We start from the raw sequence: 19,837 nt of genomic DNA on the forward strand, positions 1-19,837 counted from the left end.
AGGTAGGGGCATGCAACCTAAACCGCATATTGTACATTTGCCAGTATATCAGCCCGGTAAACCGATTGAAGACGTGAAACGTGAGCTGGGACTTGATGAAGTAATCAAGCTCGCTTCAAATGAAAATCCGTATGGCAGTTCTCCCAAAGTATTGCAGGCGATTCAACAGGAATTTGCCAACATTAGTGTCTATCCTGATGGAAGCGCGGTAGCTTTGACACAGGCGCTGGTCAAACAGACGGGTTTGAAAGAAGAACAGTTTATTTTTGGCTGTGGCTCTGACGAAATTATTGCGTTAATTGCACGTGCATTTCTTCTTCCCGGAGAAGAAAGCATCATGGCTGATCAGACATTTTCCGTATACAAAAGTAACGTGGAAATTGAGGGAGCGGTTGCAGTTGAGGTGCCTTTGCGCGACGGTGTGCATGATTTGGATGCTATGCTGGCTCAAATCAATGACCGTACAAAAATTATCTGGGTTTGTAATCCGAATAATCCGACAGGCACGATTGTACCTGAAGCAGAGCTGCTTGCGTTTTTGGAGCAGGTGCCTAAGCATGTGATGGTTGTGCTGGATGAAGCTTATGCCGAGTTTGTGACGGATCGCTCGTATCCAGATGGAATTCGTTTGTTGTCAGCGTATGAGAATTTGGTTGTACTTCGTACCTTCTCCAAAATCTATGGTCTGGCTTCGTTGCGTATTGGATATGGTATGGGAGCCGAGTCCACTATCCGTTTGATCAATCAGGTTCGTGAGCCGTTTAATACTTCACGGGTAGCACAGGCTGCAGCGATTGCGGCTTTGGAGGACCAGGAATTTGTTCGGGAATGTCGGGATCGCAATGCAGAGGGCAGAGCTTATTTGCAAAATGAGCTGAAGCGTCTTGGGCTGAAGTCTTTTCCGGCACATGGTAACTTTATTATGCTGGATGTGCGTCGTCCATCCGGTGAGGTATTTCAGGAATTGCTTCGTAAAGGCGTGATTATTCGCGCTGGTCATCATAAATATCCGACATATATTAGGGTGTCAATTGGATCGCAGCCGCAAAATGAGTTGTTTGTCCGTGCGCTGGAACAGGTCCTGGGGGCGGAAGCGGCGAAAGTACGCCTATAATTTCCGCAGATGGGATTTGATAATTGATGAAGATTGCCATTTTTGGCGTGGGATTGATTGGTGGGTCCCTCGCACTTTGTTTTAAAGGGAAGCCGGGCATCACCGTTGTGGGTCATGCTCACCTCCCTGAACTGATGGAACCGATGTTAAGCCGTGGTGTCGTGGACACCGCGACTCTTTCGGTTGCAGAGGCGGCAGAGGATGCCGATTTTATTTTTTTATGCGTACCTGTTGGTTTACTGGAGTATTATCTGGAGCTGTTAAGTCAGTTGCCGCTTAAAGCAGGTTGTATTATTACTGATGTAGGCAGCACGAAATCCTCGATTGCCAAAAAAGCATCGGAAATTTCTTTGCGTAACGCTTATTTTATCGGCGGCCATCCGATGGCTGGCTCGGAGCGTTCCGGTGTAAAGGCTGCTTCGGCGTTGCTGTTTGAGAACGCTTATTATGTACTCTCCCCCGCTGAGGATGTGCCCGAGGAAGCATACGGCTCGCTGGAGCAGCTCTTAAAATACACAGGGGCTCAGGTTGTGCGCGTCCAACCTGACATGCACGATGATATTGTCGGCGCGATTAGCCATCTTCCGCACATTATTGCAGCCGCACTGGTAAATCAGGTGCGAAAGCACAATGATGAAAATCCGCTGTACCGTACATTGGCTGCTGGTGGGTTCCGTGATATTACGCGGATAGCCTCTAGTGATCCGATTGTGTGGCGGGACATTTTACTAAGTAATCGTGATGTTTTACTAGGCCTGCTGGAAGAATGGAACGGGCAAATTGAGCGTTTTACCCATTTGCTGAGAACACAAGACGGAGAGGGAATCGCTGACGAGTTTTTGACGGCTGGGCATTTCCGCAGTGAACTGCCGGAGCGCCGCAAAGGTGTCATCGTCTCAACGTTTGATCTGTATATTGATGTACCGGATACGCCCGGTATTATCGGACGAATTGCAATGGAGCTGGGAAATCACAGCATTAACCTGAGCAATATGCAAATCATTGAGAGCCGGGAGGACGTCCCCGGTATTATGCGACTTTCCTTCCGGCTGGAGCAGGATTGGGAGCGTGCCAAGATCCTGCTAGGTTCGATGGGCTATAAAGTAGTGGTGTGAAGGTTGGGAAAGTGAGTGTTCGTTAAGGAGACCGCTCCGCTTCTCCAGATTCAAATGAACCTCTGCGCTACGGACCGCCTCAAAAGCACCACACTTTCTGGGAGTGAAGTTGTAGGAAAAGATTTAAAGCGAGCGAAGGTTCTCTTATGCTCGCTTTTTTGTTGCTTAAAGAGCAAATGGATCATTCTAGGTGTTACTTGGTTACTATGATTTTTCTATACATACCGTCGAACATTATAGGTACATCCTCTTTGATCCGCAATTTTAGCTTTTGTTTTTCATACAGTTCTTCAAAATTCAACCCGATATCGGTTCCTAACACCTTAATAAAGGGCCTTATCGTTTTTTTGAATAATGAGGGCTTTTTTCCTTTAGGAGAAAACTTATCGAAAATAATAAGTTCCCCGTCTTTTTTCAAAACTCGCACCATCTCATCGAAGCATTTATTTGCGTCAGGTACTACCGAGAGAATTAAACTTCCTACTACTATATCAAATTGCTCATCCATAAAATTCATTTGTTGAGCATCCATTTCTAAGAATTGTATGGAGGTATTGGTAAATTTCTTTTTTGCTTTGTTAAGCATTTCAGGTGAATAATCTATGGCAGTAATATCCAGCCCGTAGTGATTTATCAATTCTAAATCTGCTCCAGTTCCTACACCTACAAAAAGTATTTTTTGCGCGCTATTAAATGACTTTTCTTGAAATATGATCTTTCTAGAATTGAGGAAGCTACCTGAATTGAAAAACTTATCATAAATTGGAGACCAAATCTTATATATTGCCTTGTTCCACTTATTATTCATTTCTTGCCTCCTACCCATTGAAAAAATTTATTATATAATAATGTGTTTTAATAGAATAATCAAATAATTGGCATATTATTTATATTACAGTCCATCAATCCATATATGGGATGAATGAGTAAGATAAAGAGGAGTATAAGAAAACAAAAAAAAGACCACCCGGGTAAAGCCCCGGGTGGTAGCTACTTTTCTTAAGTAGCTGAGTAGGATAGGAGTGGAGAGAAACCATACTGTACTTTTATTATATGTATACGTTTTCATTTTGTCAATGTTTTTTTAAAGCGTTTTCTTTCGGCTAATTATTCAAACCTTTTATCTAAAGTAAAACGAATTCAATGGATCAGTTACTTTATCTACTTTAACTTAAAAAACATAAAATCAATTGAAAAGTCGTATATTTGAATCTGTTGCTAGCGTTAGGGAGCCATTGATGGAAATCGTGGGGATTTTGGACTTTTTTACTGGCGGACATTTTGTGGTACAATAGGTAAGTCCATTTGGGATAATGAGTATTGTTGGGGATAGCACCGTTAATGTTGGAAGTACATAGGGTAAGAAAATAACAAATGTTCCATGATGCTGTTTCATCATTTGCGCAGAGGGCGCAACTTTTTTTGACCTGTTCGGTATATATAGACAGAATCGGATGGGGAAACAGCACATGTATGGGCGAGGAGGGTCTCACTCGAATGATGACAGATTCCCAGATGATTCAGGAAATCAAACAAGGTAATGTTGAGGTTTATTCAGAATTAATGAGGCGGCACCAACGTAAAATTTTGGCTTTTGTTTATCATATGCTGAAAAGTTCGAACCTGGAAATGATCGCTGAGGACTTATGTTCGGAGACGTTTTATAAAGCGTACCGGAGCCTGCATTCTTTTCGCGAGGTTGATGCATCTTTCTCCACTTGGTTATATACGATTGCACGCAATACAGTGCTAAGCGAGCTTCGCAAGCATCGTAGCGGTCAGGTTCCATTGGAGGAGAGCGGTTATGTGCCGGTAGCACCACTGGATGTGATTCCGGAACAGGCCGTCCTGCGCGGCGAGAAGGTAGAGATGGTCCGTGAAGCGATCAACAGATTGCCTGAAAAGCAGAGATCAGCGTTGATTTTGCGTGAATATGAGCAATTGGATTATCAGGAGATTGCTACTATTTTAGGGCAGACGGTCAGTGCGGTGAAGTCGTTGCTTTTCCGGGCAAGAACCAGTGTGAAGACGCAGTTGGAGCCTTATTTTTTTGAACCTCTCTATGAGGAAAACGAAGGGATGAGCAGCCAATGAAATCCAGGGACGCTGAGGATTTGTTCGCTACAGGCAAAAATGTATCGAAACAGGACTCGGAGCGCAGACGAGCCAAAAGCTCGTCTGACAAGTGGGAGCTTGGTTCGGAAGAAAATGAATGGAATTTATCAAAAGAAAGTCGATCCGCTATCCGCGATATTTCCTTTGAAATAACAGATGAGCAGGTAGAGGCGATGAATCGCCGGGTCATGGATCGCATTTATGAAGAGTCACCGTGGCTTGTTCCCGGCGAGCACCGACGTGCGCGTGTGAACCCGGCAGCCCGTAAGTATATGTCTGTATGGATCGCCGGTTTTTTAGCCGTATTTTTGTGCAGCTTTTTGTTTTTGAATTGGAATGGAAGCTCCTCTCAGGAAACTCCCCCTCAAGCGGCACCTGTCTTGGACACAGGCATTTTACCGACAGGTTTGCTGGAAACTACAAGTACATCTCCACAATATCAATATCACATTAAAGATATGAATACGGGCATTATGGACCCGCTGGTTGCAAGCATTGTTCCTACTTACCCGCAATATTGGATCTTGTTGTCTGTGTTGGCGCTTGCGCTTGCCTTATTTTCTCTGGGCTGGATCCATCGGGCGAGAAGGGTTAGAAATTAGCCTGAATAACAGAATAGCGGAGGAAACGACACGATGCTTATTGGTTTGATCAGACATGGATTGACAGACTGGAATGCGGTGGGTAAAATTCAGGGCCACAGTGATATTCCGTTGAATGAGGAAGGGCGACGACAGGCACGCTTGCTGGCAGAACGATTAAAGGAAGAACCCTATCATTGGGATGGGCTTATTACAAGCAGCCTCTCCAGAGCGAACGAGACGGGGGAGATTATTGCTTCTGCTCTGCAGCTTCCGCTGCTGGAGCCGGATGAGCGACTAAGAGAACGTGCTTATGGCCAGGTCGAAGGGATGACACAGGCTGAACGTGAAGAGAAGTGGGGAGTCGACTGGCATCTGCTTGATCTGGGACAAGAGAGCGATGAGGCTCTACAGCAGCGCGGTTTGGCTTTTATGGAAGCCATCTGGTCAGAAAATCGGGAGAAAAATCTGCTGGTTGTTTCCCACGGCGGTTTTTTGGCTAATTTGTACAAGGCCCTGTATCAGGAAAAATATACGGAACGAATTGGAAATTTGTCATTGAGTATACTTCAGCGTGAAGGTGCCGATTGGACACCACTTTTGTATAATTGTATGAAGCATTTACAAGAAAAAAGTGAATGTAATTCAAAAAGATAAAGAAAGGCCACGATATTCTACTTACCGTAGAAGCCGTGGTCTTTTTGTTTTTTAATTATACCTTTACAAAAAAATAGGTTTAGAGTCTGAACATTCCGTCAAAGCTGTGGGTACAACAGGTAAGAATCATTTCCGGATGACAGTCCAGTGGCGAGGCGATGGAACGATGAATCTGGCGGATATGCTGACATTTGCGGATATTGTGCACTTGAACAGAATTGCGGTGTATTACGATTGTGACTGTAAGCCCAATTCCAAGCATGAGTTGATCCAGGGTATTTTGACGAAGCTCGGCAGCAGCAGTTTTTTTGAGACGCAGGTTAGGGAGCTGAGGTTGTCAGAAATAAGGTTTTTGAATGCACTGCTGTTCGATGACCGACCTTACTTTAGTATGGAGGAATTGATTGCGATTGCCAAACAATCTGTCGATGGGGACGTGGATAATGGTGAACGGCCACGGGACATCGTGACCCGTCTGCGCTCTAGCGGCTGGCTGTTCAACGGTTCTACGCACAATACGAGATATTTGTACCAAATTCCGTTGGATATGAAGGAGCGCTTTCGCCGTGTTATGGTGCGTGATCTCCAAAACGGAATGTCCCGGGTAAGTGAACCGTCATCGTACCGGGAAGAGGGACATCTTTTGGCGGAGGATTTACGACTTTTCCTTCAGTACTTGGAGCAGCATGAGGTTCCGCTAAATCCCGAGGGGGCATGGTACCGTCGCAATCAGCAGCAGCTGATGGAGCATTTGCATATTGCGGAGCCACTGCTGGGCAAGGGAGGCTGGCGTTTCGGATACGGTTCCTCTTTTAAGTTTTATCCAGACCGAATGGCACTACTGTATGATTATGCCCGTCACTCCAGGTACATTGAGGAGAAGGGAGATCGGGTTGTGCTGACGGCAAAGGGGGAGGCGCAAAGAGAGCACGCAATAGAGGATGAAATGATGCAGCTATTCAGGTTTTGGTTAAGATTGTATAAAGGAGCTGTTCCCAATCTGCTTTCTCTAGTCTACTGGATTGGAGAATGTGCCAGGCCCTGGACATCATCAGAGTCGCTTTTTGTACATATCGGGCCGCTGATCCGACCGTTTTACTATGATACGCCCCGTTCGGTCTTTGATCAGAGGATCCTCCGAATGATGCTACATCTGGGTATGCTTCGTCAAGGTGACCATCCGATGGAACCATCTGTACAGATGACGGCCTGGGGGCTGAAGCTGGCAGGGGAGTGCCGCATTGGGCGGAACGACCCGGGTATACGGCTCCATTGACAAGCAGCATGCATGTTGATAGAATTTCACCCAAAATGAGAGGGTGAAGATGATGCTGATTCACTATAACGGAAATATGCCACAGCTCCATTCATCTGTCTATGTGGCAGAAGGAGCAAAAATTGTCGGAAAGGTAACGATCGGCCAAGATTCCTCCGTATGGTTTAATGCCGTACTGCGCGGGGATATGGCGCCTGTCATCATCGGTGAACGCTGCAATATTCAGGATGGGGTCGTGGGCCATGTGAACACGGACCAGCCTCTGGTGCTGGCGGATGATATTTCGGTGGGACATGCTGCCATTATCCATGGCTGTACGGTAGGCAAAGGCACTTTAATCGGTATGGGGGCCATTGTACTCAACGGAGCGGAGCTTGGTGAATATGCTTTAATAGGAGCAGGGTCGGTCGTTACGGAAAATACTAAAATACCACCCTATACTCTTTCTCTCGGTACACCTGCCAAAGTGGTGCGCGAATTGACCGATGCGGATTTGCAGCGGATGTCACGAACGGCACTCAGCTATGTGGCGAAAGGAAAAGAATATAGGATCTCTTAAACTCATGTTGGAGGTGCATCCTATGGATAAAATGAAGGTTACTTATGAAGTAATGTTGGGCCTGTCTGCTGAAATGGTGTTGGACGAGGCATTACGTAAACACCGGAGTGAAAAGCTCTACAAGGATATTGATGAGGCGCTGGCCTCCGGAGATGAAGTAGCTTTCCGTCATCTTACGGATGAGCTGAGAGCGATGAGTTGAAACGATTTTAGGGAGCTTAGCTAGACATTTCAGACCCATCGTCAGTTCAAGATCATAATCACAAACCTGACCGTAGCAGCGGCCAGGTTTTTTTGAAGATTATAGAATTTATAAATTTTAGCGGAGCTGATATAATCGCAAGAAAAACTTCCGCTAAGCGCGGTCTGACTTCCGTGAAAGTACGTCGAAAGACGTTTTTCTTATACGCTTGGATATGGTATAGTTTTGGAAGGATGAGCCTGTGGGGGGTTCTGTCGTATGAACGGAGGATGAAGGACATGTCGTTATCTTATTTGTGGAGCCGGTCGTTCCTGACGAGCCGGCCTTTTTTGTGGCTGCTGTTCTGGTGCAATCTGATTGGAACAGTGTATGGGTACATATGGTATGGAGGACAGCTGGAATATACGCTTAACTATCACCCGCTGTGGCAAATTGTATTTGTGCCTGATAGCCCGACGGCCAGCCTGTTTTTTACGATCTCTATCGTATTCCTGCTTTATCCTCCACGCTTCAAGAGCTTGAAGGTGATCCGTCAGATCATGGAGGCGTTGGCTGTCGTTACGAGTGTAAAGTACGGTATCTGGGCCTCGACTATTATTTTTTGGGGTGTGGCGCAGGGGGACCATATGATATGGCAGGATTGGATGCTGGTGGCTTCTCATACGGCAATGGCAGTCGAAGCGCTGCTGTTTGTACGTTTTTTTACCTGCAAATGGATAGCTTTAGGATTAGCCGCTTTGTGGACATTGTTAAATGATACGATGGATTATACATTTGGCATATATCCGTATCTACCGCAGCAGCTAACAGATGATGTATCGCAAGTACGTGCTTTTACCTATATGCTGACTCTTTTCAGTATCGTAGCGGGATGGCTTGCCATGCTGGCGCGCAATCAAAAGGCATTATCTCATCGAAATACAGCTTGAGTCGTAGCCTGGTTTCAAACGATTCACCTAAAGCCAGTTCTAGTCCCGGTAACCTTGCCATACAGTAAGGTGAGGAGGGATGTCCCATGATTTGGGGTCGGGGGTTTCGTATTACGTTATGTGTAGTTTCGAGTATTGTGTTATCTATGGTCCTGCTGCTGTTCGTCTGCGTCCCTCCAGGTATAGCGGTAGCACGTGATCAGTCAAAGCCTGCTGATAATGCAAAAGAAATTCAAAAACTGGATCAAGCCGCTGCGATATTGTACAGGGATGTAATGGACGGGAATATTGAAAAAGCGCGCGCGGATGTAGACGAGGTGAGCCGATGGTTCAGCACCGGTCAGGTACAGGCAGCGCTATCTGTAGAGGCCATTCATGCTTTATCCGGCAGCATCCTTGAGGTGCAGCAGGCTACACAGTCCGTGCAAGCTTCGCCAGATGAGTGGGTGAAGGCAGCGGCCAGTTTGCGGCTTGCAACAGATGCACTTGCACATCCGCGCCAGCCCTTATGGCAGCAGTATTATAAAATTTTAAAAGAAGATGTCAGCGGCCTGAACACTCAGTTTGCAAAAGGTAACATGAAGGGTTTCGCGGCTGGAGCCGCGGTGCTGGAGGATCACTATGAGACGATCCGTACAGCAGCACTGATCCATGGTAAGTCAAGCGAGGTCGTACGGACCGATTCATGGATTTCCTACGTCAAAGGATTGGGGGATCAGCAAAATGTAGATGCCTCAGCGATTAGGGGGGCATTGGAGCAAGGGAACCCGACGTTTAATGCCTTGTTTGGACGTGAAAAAGACGCCACTGCTTTGGCGCCATTTATCCCCCGTGAGAGCGAACGCCGTGCGGAATTGGCAATCGGGACGATTGTGCTGCTGGTGCTGACTTATGTAGGTTACCGTAAATATCGAACCGGGTTCTCCAGATAACGCTGAGCAGCCGAATGTTCTGAACTGTTCGAGCAGTCGCAGCGTGAGCCTTGGATCTGTTCTATATACGTTTGTCCTCGCCCGGATTTCCGGGCTATTCTTCTTTGAATCCCTCTCCATGCACATCGTGCACATCCTGGATGATAATAAACGCTCGAGGATCGACGGACTTAACAATCTGATGCAAACGCCGTATTTCCTGACGAGACACGACACAGTAGGCAACATGCTTGGCCTGCTTGGAAAATGCTCCTACAGCGGGAATAATCGTAACTCCCCGATCCATGTCCTTTGTAATCATATCGGCAATATCCATCGTATGGTCACTGATAATCATAAAAGCTCTGGCTGAATAAGCCCCCTCCTGTATAAAATCAATAATCTTGGACGCGATGAACACGGCAACTAGCGTATAGAGAATTTTTTCTTTTGGTATGTAAAGTAATGCAGCGCCGATAATGACAATATCAATCACCAGCATAATTCTTCCCATACTCCAGCCAAATTTTCGATTTAAAATACGAGCTATAATATCAGAGCCGCCAGTGGTGCCGCCAAAGCGGAATACAATACCTAACCCGGCCCCGAGTGTAACCCCGGCATATAATGAAGAAAGTATAAAATCGTGTTCGGTCTGAAAGGTCCCCATCCATCCGAAATGAATCATTTTTTCAAACAGCCACAGAAAAAAAGTGAGCGACCCGATTCCTACCCCCGTATATATAATCTGCTTGCCACCAAGCATTTTCCATCCGATCAAAAATAAAGGAATATTCAGGAGCAATGTGGAGAGAGAGGGTGAAATCGAAAAAGCATAATTCAGCAATAGGGTAATCCCTGTAATGCCGCCTTCCATCAGTTTACTGGGTATAATGAAATACAGCAGACCGAATGCATAGATAGCCGTCCCGAGCAGAATGGGTAAAATCATTTTAAGCTGTTCAATGAATTTGGATATCTTCATATAATCCCTCGCAGTAGCAGTTTGGTGATGATCGATTCATGTATTTAGGGTGAGCCGTAGATCCTTATGTTTAGTATACCTTTTTATGGTAGCTTTAAAAGTCTAATGATTACAAGATGGAGACCGCAAGTTCAATTCAAAAAAAATTTGTTTTAAAATGTGCTTTACGATAACATATGAATAAACCTGCACATAGGGGGATTGTATGCTTCATGGAAAAATCGTTAAATGATATTCAACGTGAGGTAGATCAGTATATATCTCAATTCAAGGAAGGGTATTTCAGCCCCTTGGCGATGTTGGCCCGGATGTCTGAAGAAGTCGGAGAACTGGCGAGGGAAGTGAATCACTCCTTTGGCGAAAAGCCGAAAAAAACGGATGAGGCTGACAATTCCATTGAACTGGAACTGGGGGATATTTTGTTCATCACGGTTTGCTTTGCGAATTCGCTGGGTATAAATTTGACCGAGGCTCATGACAAGGTCATGCATAAATTTAACACACGTGACGCGAATCGCTGGACCAAAAAGGACACCGATTAGGCGTTTTGTACATATGCTGTACCAAACCGGTTACCCGGAGGTGCAGTGTCATGAAGGCGGAGGAATACGTTCAGAAAGCTTACCAATGCATTTTGCAAAACGATTTTGAGCAGGCCGTGGAATGGTTTGAAAAAGCGATTTCAGCACAGCCTGATCATGCGGAGCATTATTTCCGGTGTTCGGTTACCTATGCTCGCAGTGGACGTTTGGAGCAGGCGCTCGCCTATGCAGAGCATGCGGTTCGTCTCGCTCCGCACCAGGATGAATATGTGCTTCATCTGCATGCGCAGCAAGCCAGGCAACTTACGGAGAAGGCCAGAAAGATGCTGGATGTAGAAAAAACTACACCACAGCTGCATCGAGATGCGATCTTGCTGCTGGAACAGGCGATTGCTCTTGATCCGCTATGCGGTGATGCATTTATGTTGCTCGCATTGATTTATGATGAATTGAATGAATATAAGCTGGCTGTGCAGGCTGCCCGTGAGGCGGCTGCATTATTTCCTCACAATGTACAGCTTGCCAATCTCATGAAGAAGTTATGCCAACAGATGAATGAACAAATCTAGCACGAATTGATGCATAAGGAGTTGTAGGGAAATGTCAGAACCAATAAAAGTAGCTGTTGTAGGAGCAGCAGGGCGTATGGGCCGTGAGGTTGTCAAGTTGGTTCTCCAGGATGAGGAACTACAGCTTGTGGCCGCAGTGAACAGAACGCACGCCGGCAGTGATGCCGGCCTTCTCGTCGGACTGAAGGAAGCGGGCATCGCTATTGTAGAGGACGTGGAGCAGGCATTGCTGGATAGTCGACCGGATGTCATGGTCGATTTTACGGGGCCGCGTTTTGCGTACGCACATACAGCGCTTGCTATCAAGCATGGAGTTCGTCCGGTTATCGGAACCACAGGGTTTACACCCGAACAGATTGATGAACTGGACAAGCAGTGCCGGGAACAGCAAATCGGTGGTCTGGTTGCGCCTAACTTCTCCATTGGAGTCATTTTGATGATGCGGTTTGCGGCTCAGGCGGCAAAATACTTCCCGCATTTGGAAATCATCGAATATCATGGTGACCAAAAATTGGACGCGCCTTCCGGAACAGCCATCAAGACTGCAGAGCTGATTGCGGAGCAACGCCAGGAGCTGCGACAGGGCAATCCGGAAGAGGAGGAAACGCTGGAGGGATCACGTGGTGGTTACTATCAAGGCTTTCGTATCCACAGTGTCCGGCTTCCCGGCGTATTCGCGCAGCAGGAAGTGATATTCGGAGGATTTGGACAATCCCTTAAAATCCGACAGGACTCTTATGAGCGGGCTGGCTATATGCCTGGTGTTAAAATCGGTATTCAAAAGGTCATGGAGCAGCCGGGACTTGTGTATGGGTTTGAGCATTACATTGATTAAGAATAATGCGAATGAATTGACGAACGGAATTATAGAATGAGGCAGGAGGAATTTCGAATGTTAAAGATTGCATTTATAGCGCATGATCGTAAAAAGGATGAAATCGTTAATTTTGTAACGGCATATGAGCATGTGTTTACAGAGCATCAATTGTATTCAACAGGCACGACAGGTCTGCGCATTATGGAGCAAACGAAGCTTCAAATTCACCGTTTCATGTCAGGACCGCTTGGGGGAGACCAGCAAATCGGAGCCTTGGTTGCGCAAAACGAAATGGATATGATTATATTCTTGCGTGACCCGTTAATGGCACAGCCGCATGAGCCGGATATTAGCGCGTTGCTGCGTCTGTGTGACGTGCAGGGGATTCCTTTGGCAACCAATGTTGCAACGGCTGAAATACTGGTTAAAGCGCTGGATCGCGGCGATTTTGCATGGCGTGAGCTGGTACATAAATATAAACCGGGTATTGACGAGCTGGGTGATGTGAAATGACGCTGGACATCCTGATTTTTGGAGCTCATGCCGACGATGCAGAGATAGGCATGGGGGGCACGATTGCCAAGCATACAGCCGCTGGTTTAAAAGTGGGCGTGTGCGATTTGACACGGGCTGAAATGTCCTCCAATGGGGATGTAGATACCCGTTTGGCAGAAGCTGAGCACGCATCGAAAGTGCTGGGGCTTGCCGTGCGGACGAATCTAGGACTGCCTGACCGTGGATTATATGTTACACCTGAGCATGTAGCTGCAGTTACAGCAGAGATCAGGCGTCATGCACCAAAAGTCGTATTTGCTCCGTATTGGGAGGATCGGCACCCGGATCATGTCATGTGCAGCAAACTGGTGGAGGAAGCGGTGTTTAACGCCAAGCTACGACGCTTTATGCCGGGAAAACCTGCGGTTCAGGTGGAGCAATTATATTTTTATTTTATTAATGACATTGGCAGAACGGACCTGATCGTGGACATCACCGAGCACTATGAAGCCAAGGAGCAATCGCTGTTAAGCTATGCTTCGCAATTTCAGGCTGCACCAGGTAAGGACACGGTAGCTACGCCGTTAAATCAGGGATATGTGGAGCGTGTAAAAGCCCGGGACTCTTTGTTGGGTCAGCGCAAACTGATTTCATATGCAGAGGGCTTTGCGTCCAAAACGCCTCATCTGGTTAAGCTATTCACATAAGGATTCATAAAATTCTTGACATAAGTATGCATAGAATCCAACGTAAAACGGACAGAGATGTGCACTGCATTAGGTCTGTTACTATTATTAAAAGTCATTTCCGATGAACGGAAGGGGGCAGCTAAACTTGAATGACAAATTGAAAATTGGAATTACCTGTTATCCATCGCTGGGAGGCTCCGGCGTAGTGGCGACAGAGCTGGGCAAATTGCTGGCCGAGAAGGGGCATGAGGTTCATTTTATTGCCAATAGCATTCCGTTCAGATTAGGCGGGGCATTCCAAAAAAATATATTTTATCATGAGGTCGAGGTTAACGACTATTACGTCTTCAGATATCCGCCTTATGATTTGTCGCTGGCCACAAAAATGGCTCAGGTCGCACAAATGAAGAACTTGGATGTACTTCATGTTCATTATGCGGTACCCCATGCGGTCTGCGCTTATTTAGCCAAGGAAATGGTGGGCGATCACCTCAAGGTGGTAACCACGCTGCATGGTACGGACATTACGGTGCTGGCACAGGATGAATCGTTGAAAGACCTGATTCGCCTAGCTATTAACAAAAGCGATGCTGTGACAGCAGTTTCCAAGGATTTGATTCGTGAGACGATAGATGCGCTGGAGATTACTCGGCCCATTGACTTGACCTACAACTTTGTAGATAAGCGGGTGTACTATCCAAGGGATGCGGCTGCGCTGCGGAGAGATTTTGCCCAGCCGGATGAAAAGATTATGATGCATATTTCCAATTTCCGTCCTGTCAAACGGGTGGGAGACGTATTGGATATATTCGAACGAGTACAGAAAAAAGTACCTTCGAAGCTGTTGCTGGTTGGGGAAGGGCCAGATCTTCCAAAAATCCGTTGTAAAATCGAAAATTTAGGCTTACAGGATAAGGTATTCTTTTTGGGTAAGCAGGATGAGATTGCACAAGTCATTTCCATGGCGGATGTCCTGCTGCTTCCCTCGGAAAAAGAAAGCTTTGGTCTGGTTGCGCTGGAAGCAATGGCTTGTGGAGTGCCGACCGTTGGCTCTCAGGCTGGCGGTATACCTGAACTTGTTGTACATGGAAGTACGGGCTATCTTGCTGAAATTGGCAACACAGAGGCAATGGCTGAATATGCAGTCCAGCTGTTATCCGATGAAGCGATGGCAGAGCGTTTCCGTGAGGCCTGTCTGACACGTGCTCGTACAGTTTTCTGTGATGAGCTGATTAGCCGTCAATATGAAGAAATATATTACCGTGTGTTGGGACGCGAGGTGCCGGAGCTTAAACCGATCTGCGTTTAAGGAGGCGGACTCGCGTCCGTTTTTTTGTATTGAATACTTGCAAAGGGGGAAACCCTGTGAACACAAATACGTGGCAATATGCTGATCAAGAAATGGCTCTTCATGGCAGAGAGGTCATACATACACTAACGGCAGCAGGTCACGAGGCCTACTGGGTCGGTGGCTGTGTGCGCGATGAGCTATTAGGCCGTGCTATTCATGACATGGACCTGACCACTTCGGCTGAGCCTGAACAGGTCATAGCACTGTTCCCTCATGTCATTCCGACAGGAATTCAGCATGGGACGGTTACGGTCATGCAGGGTGGTCATGCATTCGAGGTGACCACATTTCGTACGGAAAGCGGTTATGCTGATCACCGCCGACCCACCGAAGTCGCTTTTGTGAAGGACATCCGCGAGGATCTGATGCGGCGGGATTTTACCATGAACGCAATAGCGATGGATGAATATGGAGCGAGAGTGGACCCGTTTGAAGGGGAAACCGATTTGCGATCTGCTCTCGTCCGTTGTGTGGGCCGAGCCGAGGAACGGTTTGAGGAGGACGGACTGCGGATGCTGCGTTGCATCCGTTTTGCCTCTGTTTTCCGTTTCCGTGTCGCTTTCAACACCTGGAAAGGGATGATTCGACGCAGAGAAGGACTTCGATTTATAGCAATGGAACGCGTACGAGTCGAACTGGAAAAGATGCTGTCCGGGCCGGACCCATTGCGTGGGCTGGAAATGCTGAGCCGCAGCGGATTGCTGGCCTGTACAAAGGTGCCTGTTCCCTGGGAGCAATGTGAAGGAGACGCGCTCAGCGGACTGGTGCAACTGCCAGACGAACTTCGTTGGGGCTTGCTCCTGTTGTCTTGCAGACTGACCTCGGAGGCAGCCGACGAGCTGCTGAGAGCTTGGACCTTCTCCAACGCTGTACGTCTGCGGCTGGTTCATCTGCTGGAATGGGAGGCCGAGCTAATCAGCTGTGCTGTTGTGATAGCGGGTGATTCCGCTTCGCACAAAGATGATGAATTCCACGATGAGGCTTTGCGTCGTAGCTGGATTCGACTATTAATCAAGCTGGGCCGGGATACCGCTTCAGACTGGCTTGAGCTTCATAAGACACTGCCTCCCTCATTCCGTGGATTATCGTCATGGGCAGACAAGCATGTGGTCAGGATGGCAGAACTGGCAAATGAGTGGACGAAGCAAGCCGTAGTGATTCGTATTAAGGATTTAAACATTACAGGAAATGTACTGGTTCAAGCGATGAATCGACCGGGTGGGCCTTGGCTGGGGCAGACGATGGAACAGCTTCTACTGGCTGCCGCCTGCGGAGATATCCCGAATGAAACAGAAGCATTGCTTCAGGAAGCGAAACGGGTGACGAAACGGGTGATAAGTAGTGAATAATCATGAGAGATTGTTAGGCATACTGGAGGAGGGGGCTTCTGATTATGTCTCGGGGGAGGAAATCAGCCGCTACCTCTCGGTCAGCCGCACGGCGGTATGGAAGCAGATTAACAAGCTGCGTGAGCTGGGCTACAATATTGAAGCCTCCTCGCGTCGGGGCTACCGAATCGTGTCCCGACCAGATCGACTGGAAGTTTCCAAACTGGCACGATCATTGAATACACAATCGTTTGGCAAGCGTATCGTTATACTGGATTCGACGGTCTCCACTCAGCAGGATGCCATGCGTTTGGCAGAAGAGGGGGCGCCGGAGGGGACGGTAGTGCTGGCGGAGGAACAGACAGCAGGCCGGGGACGTTTGGGCCGGAGGTGGTTTTCACCTCGCGGCAAAGGCGTCTGGATGAGCATTGTGCTGCGTCCCACCCAGCCCATGGCCTTTACTCCCCAACTGACACTGCTTACAGGTGTGGCGTTGTGCAGGGCCATTCGTCGGCTGACGGGTGTGGAGGCTGGCATTAAGTGGCCGAATGATCTGCTTATTCATGGTCGCAAAGTGTCTGGTATTCTGCTGGAATCTGCAGCAGAGGATCAACGGGTCCGCTATTGTATTGCGGGCATCGGCATTGATGTGAATTTGAATAGGGATGATTACCCGGAAGAGCTATCTCAGGTGGGAACATCCTTGAAAATAGAGGCAGGACATGAAATTGACCGTACTGAATTGATTGCCGCAGTGCTGGGGGAGATGGAGCAGCTATGCATGTTGTATGCAGAGCAGGGGTTCCAGCCTATAGCCATGCTGTGGGAGGCGTTATCGGTAACGATAAACCGCACTGTACGGGCACACACCGGACAAGGGGTAGCAGTAGAAGGGACAGCCGTTGGTTTGGACCCTTCTGGGGCATTAGTGGTAGAAACGGATCAGGGAGAGCGAATTCAGGTTATTTCAGGTGATATACAACTGTAAGAGCGAGCATAGCTGTGAATAGCGCCGCAATCGCTATGTTCCCTGTGCAAAACTTCACGTGAAAAAGCCGATGTTTTTTGTTATACTGTGCAGGAGGCGGCATCGGACGGTCCGAGCTGCACTCCAAGGGCACATGCTCTACTTTAGCAAGTTTGTAAAACCATCATAACTTCATTTGAAGGTTACGTTGGATTCTGCTCTGAGCCGAACAGGACCGAGACAGAAGGGACGATCTCAAAATGAGTGTCTTTTTTGGCTGTTCGGACCTTTTAATGACGCACATATGCAGGCGTTCATAAAAGGTTATTTTTTGTGCCAAAAAAAGATGGAAGGGAGCCATGCCAAGTGGCGGGAAAACAAGCACTGAATATTGTGAAAATGAAAAAAATGAAGCAGGAGGGCATTCCGCTCAGTATGCTGACCGCGTATGATTATCCATCGGCTAAAATAGCCGAAGAGGCGGGAATTGACATGATTCTCGTCGGTGATTCGCTGGGTAACGTAGTTCTCGGTTACGATTCGACCATTCCCGTAACTTTGGACGATATCGTATACCATTCCCGGGCGGTAGCAAGAGGTGCGGAGCATACATTTATCGTAGCGGACATGCCTTTTATGACATACCACAGCAGCGTATCGGAAAGCCTTCAGGGCATTCGCCGTCTGATGCAGGAAGGACATGTGCATGCAGTCAAATTGGAAGGCGGAGCGGAGATTGCCGACGTCGTAAAAGCGACTGTTCAGGCAGGTGTACCTGTACTGGGACATATCGGTCTTACACCACAGTCGGTTAATCAGATTGGCGGCTATCGCATTCAGGGTAAGGATGAAACGGACGCACGTCGCTTGATGGCTGACGCTAAGGCACTGGAGCAAGCGGGTGCATTTGGCATTGTACTGGAATTGGTGACTGAGGAAGTCGCAACGGCGATTTCCAAAGAACTGTCCATTCCGACCATTGGAATTGGCGCTGGACGCGGATGCGACGGTCAGGTGCTGGTCTATCACGACCTGATTCAATATGCATCGCCTTATTACAGCAAGCGCTTTGTTAAAACCTATGCCGATGTAGGCGGCTTGATCCGCAGCAGCATTGAGCAATATGTGAGCGATGTGAAGGGACGCGCCTTTCCAGCTGAAGAGCATGTGTTCAGTGCGGACGATCGTGTCGTGGAAGCTCTGTATGGTAAGGCCAAAGGCCAGGCCAAGGAGCAAGTTAGGCAACAAGCTAAGGAAAAGGTGGAATCCCAGTCATGATCATCGTAAGAGAAGTGGCTCAGCTGCGGCAGGCTATTGCTGAACGTCGGCAGCTTGGCACAAACAGAGCAAAAGCGGAATACGGTTCTGCTGCCATACAGCAACATACAGTCGGCTTTGCGCCGACGATGGGGTACTTGCATGAAGGCCATGCAAGCTTGATGCAAAAGGCACGTGAAATGTCAGATACAGTGGTGCTCAGCATTTTCGTCAACCCGATTCAATTTGGACCTAATGAAGATCTGGACAGCTACCCTCGTGATGAAGCACGTGATCTGGAGGTAGCGCGGCGCGAGGGTGTGGATATTGTATTTTTGCCAACAGTAGCGGAAATGTACCCACAGCCAACCCGAACCAAAATTCACGTATCCGCTTTGACGGAGCGCTTATGTGGCGCTTCACGTCCGGGACATTTTGATGGTGTGACGACGGTGGTAGCCAAGCTGTTTAACATGGTCAATCCTGATTTGGCCTTCTTTGGTATGAAGGACGCGCAGCAGGTTGCTGTGCTCCAGCAGATGGTGACCGATCTTAATATGAATGTGACCATTGTACCTTGCCCTATCGTCCGAGAGGCTGACGGTTTGGCCCTGAGCTCGCGTAATGTGTATTTGAGTGCTGAGCAGCGGGAGCAGGCGTTGGTACTATCCCAATCACTGCGCAAGGTGCGTGAAGTGAGCGAAGATGCTGTACAAAGCTCGTTTACAATCGGTCAGATACATCAAATGGTGGAGTCCACCATTACTTCCTCACCATTGGCAGACATTGATTATATTGAAATATTAACTTTTCCCGGCTTAGAGCCAATTCTTGCCGAGCAGCGGCTAAGTGATGTTAAAGAGGACATCATTGTAGCGCTGGCTGTGAAATTTGGGAACACCCGACTGATTGACAATATTAGATTACAGAAAGCGGAGGTGCTTTCCCATGTTTAGAACGATGATGAAATCGAAAATTCACCGGGCGACGGTGACTGAAGCCAATCTTAACTATGTGGGGAGTATTACGATTGATGAGGATTTGATGGAGACATCCGATCTGCTGGAAAATGAAAAGGTTCAAATTGTGAACAATAACAACGGGGCCCGGTTGGAAACCTATGTTATCCCTGGACCGCGTGGCAGCGGCGTGATTTGCCTCAATGGTGCAGCAGCGCGTCTGGTGCAGCCTGGTGATACGGTCATTATTATTTCCTACGCTTCTATGTCAAATGAAGAGGCAAAAACATACAAACCGACTGTGGTATTCGTTGATGAACATAATAAACCAGCCCAGACGGCGAATAAGGAAGTCCACGCTACGATCATGTAATGAATGGGAGTGCGGATGAAACACGTCCTTTAGGCGAAGAATGTGA

General features: G+C 47.7%; 23 protein-coding genes. 21 read left to right on the forward strand and 2 right to left on the reverse strand.

Annotated elements, in window-relative coordinates; all coding sequences use genetic code 11:
• The first annotated feature begins 10 nt into the window (after positions 1-10).
• Together hisC and LCF57_RS01240 are read left to right on the forward strand one after the other, a co-directional pair.
• Entirely contained in the window at positions 11-1,114 is a 1,104-nt protein-coding gene (gene hisC / locus LCF57_RS01235) for a histidinol-phosphate transaminase (RefSeq protein WP_225999091.1), read from the forward strand.
• A 26-nt stretch (positions 1,115-1,140) separates the two neighbouring features.
• Positions 1,141-2,229: a prephenate dehydrogenase gene (locus LCF57_RS01240; protein ID WP_225999092.1), complete on the forward strand. Its 1,089-nt coding sequence runs from the start codon at positions 1,141-1,143 to the stop codon at positions 2,227-2,229.
• A 193-nt stretch (positions 2,230-2,422) separates the two neighbouring features.
• Here the strand turns inward: LCF57_RS01240 and LCF57_RS01245 are convergent, their stop codons facing one another.
• Positions 2,423-3,037: a class I SAM-dependent methyltransferase gene (locus LCF57_RS01245; protein WP_225999093.1), complete on the reverse strand. Its 615-nt coding sequence runs from the start codon at positions 3,035-3,037 to the stop codon at positions 2,423-2,425.
• A 689-nt stretch (positions 3,038-3,726) separates the two neighbouring features.
• On the opposite strand from LCF57_RS01245, the gene LCF57_RS01250 reads away from it, so the two are divergent.
• The 8 genes from LCF57_RS01250 to LCF57_RS01285 all read left to right on the forward strand — a co-directional run bounded on the left by LCF57_RS01250 (position 3,727) and on the right by LCF57_RS01285 (position 9,480).
• Positions 3,727-4,323: an RNA polymerase sigma factor gene (locus tag LCF57_RS01250; protein ID WP_014282079.1), complete on the forward strand. Its 597-nt coding sequence runs from the start codon at positions 3,727-3,729 to the stop codon at positions 4,321-4,323.
• Positions 4,320-4,946, forward strand: coding sequence for an anti-sigma factor (locus LCF57_RS01255; protein WP_225999094.1), 627 nt, complete (start codon positions 4,320-4,322; stop codon positions 4,944-4,946). The genes LCF57_RS01250 and LCF57_RS01255 overlap by 4 nt, the downstream gene beginning before the upstream one ends.
• A gap of 33 nt (positions 4,947-4,979) precedes the next feature.
• Entirely contained in the window at positions 4,980-5,582 is a 603-nt protein-coding gene (locus LCF57_RS01260) for a histidine phosphatase family protein (RefSeq protein WP_225999095.1), read from the forward strand.
• A 166-nt stretch (positions 5,583-5,748) separates the two neighbouring features.
• Positions 5,749-6,858, forward strand: coding sequence for a hypothetical protein (locus tag LCF57_RS01265; protein ID WP_225999179.1), 1,110 nt, complete (start codon positions 5,749-5,751; stop codon positions 6,856-6,858).
• 52 nt (positions 6,859-6,910) lie between these two features.
• Positions 6,911-7,417 (forward strand): gamma carbonic anhydrase family protein, encoded by a 507-nt coding sequence (locus tag LCF57_RS01270; RefSeq protein ID WP_014282075.1) that lies wholly within the window; start codon positions 6,911-6,913, stop codon positions 7,415-7,417.
• A gap of 22 nt (positions 7,418-7,439) precedes the next feature.
• A complete protein-coding gene (locus LCF57_RS01275) occupies positions 7,440-7,619 on the forward strand; it encodes an IDEAL domain-containing protein (RefSeq protein ID WP_025718907.1) in 180 nt (59 codons plus the stop codon).
• Positions 7,620-7,897: 278 nt separating this feature from the next.
• The gene (locus tag LCF57_RS01280) at positions 7,898-8,548 is read left to right on the forward strand and encodes a DUF1405 domain-containing protein (protein WP_225999096.1); all 651 of its coding nucleotides are present in this window, start codon (positions 7,898-7,900) and stop codon (positions 8,546-8,548) included.
• An 86-nt stretch (positions 8,549-8,634) separates the two neighbouring features.
• On the forward strand, positions 8,635-9,480 hold the full coding sequence (locus LCF57_RS01285) for a sporulation protein YpjB (RefSeq protein ID WP_225999097.1): 846 nt from the start codon (positions 8,635-8,637) through the stop codon (positions 9,478-9,480).
• 94 nt (positions 9,481-9,574) lie between these two features.
• On the opposite strand, the gene LCF57_RS01290 is transcribed toward LCF57_RS01285, so the two are convergent.
• Complete coding sequence (locus LCF57_RS01290; protein ID WP_225999098.1) at positions 9,575-10,444, reverse strand: YitT family protein; 870 nt, start codon at positions 10,442-10,444, stop codon at positions 9,575-9,577.
• Positions 10,445-10,656: 212 nt separating this feature from the next.
• Here LCF57_RS01290 and LCF57_RS01295 point away from each other — a divergent pair, with 212 nt between their 5' ends.
• The 11 genes from LCF57_RS01295 to panD all read left to right on the forward strand — a co-directional run bounded on the left by LCF57_RS01295 (position 10,657) and on the right by panD (position 19,791).
• Positions 10,657-10,986: a nucleotide pyrophosphohydrolase gene (locus LCF57_RS01295; protein WP_225999099.1), complete on the forward strand. Its 330-nt coding sequence runs from the start codon at positions 10,657-10,659 to the stop codon at positions 10,984-10,986.
• 50 nt (positions 10,987-11,036) lie between these two features.
• Complete coding sequence (locus tag LCF57_RS01300) at positions 11,037-11,555, forward strand: tetratricopeptide repeat protein (protein ID WP_225999100.1); 519 nt, start codon at positions 11,037-11,039, stop codon at positions 11,553-11,555.
• 31 nt (positions 11,556-11,586) lie between these two features.
• A complete protein-coding gene (gene dapB, locus LCF57_RS01305) occupies positions 11,587-12,390 on the forward strand; it encodes a 4-hydroxy-tetrahydrodipicolinate reductase (protein ID WP_225999101.1) in 804 nt (267 codons plus the stop codon).
• 57 nt (positions 12,391-12,447) lie between these two features.
• Positions 12,448-12,885 carry a methylglyoxal synthase gene (gene mgsA / locus LCF57_RS01310; protein WP_225999102.1) on the forward strand — a complete coding sequence of 146 codons (438 nt, stop codon included), beginning with the start codon at positions 12,448-12,450 and terminating at the stop codon, positions 12,883-12,885.
• Positions 12,882-13,574, forward strand: coding sequence for a bacillithiol biosynthesis deacetylase BshB1 (gene bshB1, locus LCF57_RS01315; RefSeq protein ID WP_225999103.1), 693 nt, complete (start codon positions 12,882-12,884; stop codon positions 13,572-13,574). The genes mgsA and bshB1 overlap by 4 nt, the downstream gene beginning before the upstream one ends.
• Before the next feature lie 127 nt (positions 13,575-13,701).
• Complete coding sequence (gene bshA, locus LCF57_RS01320; RefSeq protein ID WP_225999104.1) at positions 13,702-14,865, forward strand: N-acetyl-alpha-D-glucosaminyl L-malate synthase BshA; 1,164 nt, start codon at positions 13,702-13,704, stop codon at positions 14,863-14,865.
• A gap of 56 nt (positions 14,866-14,921) precedes the next feature.
• Positions 14,922-16,256, forward strand: coding sequence for a CCA tRNA nucleotidyltransferase (locus LCF57_RS01325; protein WP_225999105.1), 1,335 nt, complete (start codon positions 14,922-14,924; stop codon positions 16,254-16,256).
• Entirely contained in the window at positions 16,249-17,223 is a 975-nt protein-coding gene (locus tag LCF57_RS01330) for a biotin--[acetyl-CoA-carboxylase] ligase (protein ID WP_225999106.1), read from the forward strand. Before LCF57_RS01325 ends, LCF57_RS01330 begins: the two co-directional genes overlap by 8 nt.
• A gap of 345 nt (positions 17,224-17,568) precedes the next feature.
• Positions 17,569-18,480, forward strand: coding sequence for a 3-methyl-2-oxobutanoate hydroxymethyltransferase (gene panB / locus LCF57_RS01335; protein ID WP_225999107.1), 912 nt, complete (start codon positions 17,569-17,571; stop codon positions 18,478-18,480).
• On the forward strand, positions 18,477-19,415 hold the full coding sequence (gene panC / locus LCF57_RS01340) for a pantoate--beta-alanine ligase (RefSeq protein WP_225999108.1): 939 nt from the start codon (positions 18,477-18,479) through the stop codon (positions 19,413-19,415). The genes panB and panC overlap by 4 nt, the downstream gene beginning before the upstream one ends.
• Positions 19,408-19,791, forward strand: a complete 384-nt coding sequence (panD, locus tag LCF57_RS01345; protein WP_007430795.1) for an aspartate 1-decarboxylase — start codon at positions 19,408-19,410, stop codon at positions 19,789-19,791. The genes panC and panD overlap by 8 nt, the downstream gene beginning before the upstream one ends.
• Positions 19,792-19,837: the final 46 nt, after the last annotated feature.

It is taken from the genome of Paenibacillus sp. BJ-4 (assembly GCF_020404765.1).
In the GTDB taxonomy this organism is placed as follows: Bacteria; Bacillota; Bacilli; order Paenibacillales; family Paenibacillaceae; genus Paenibacillus.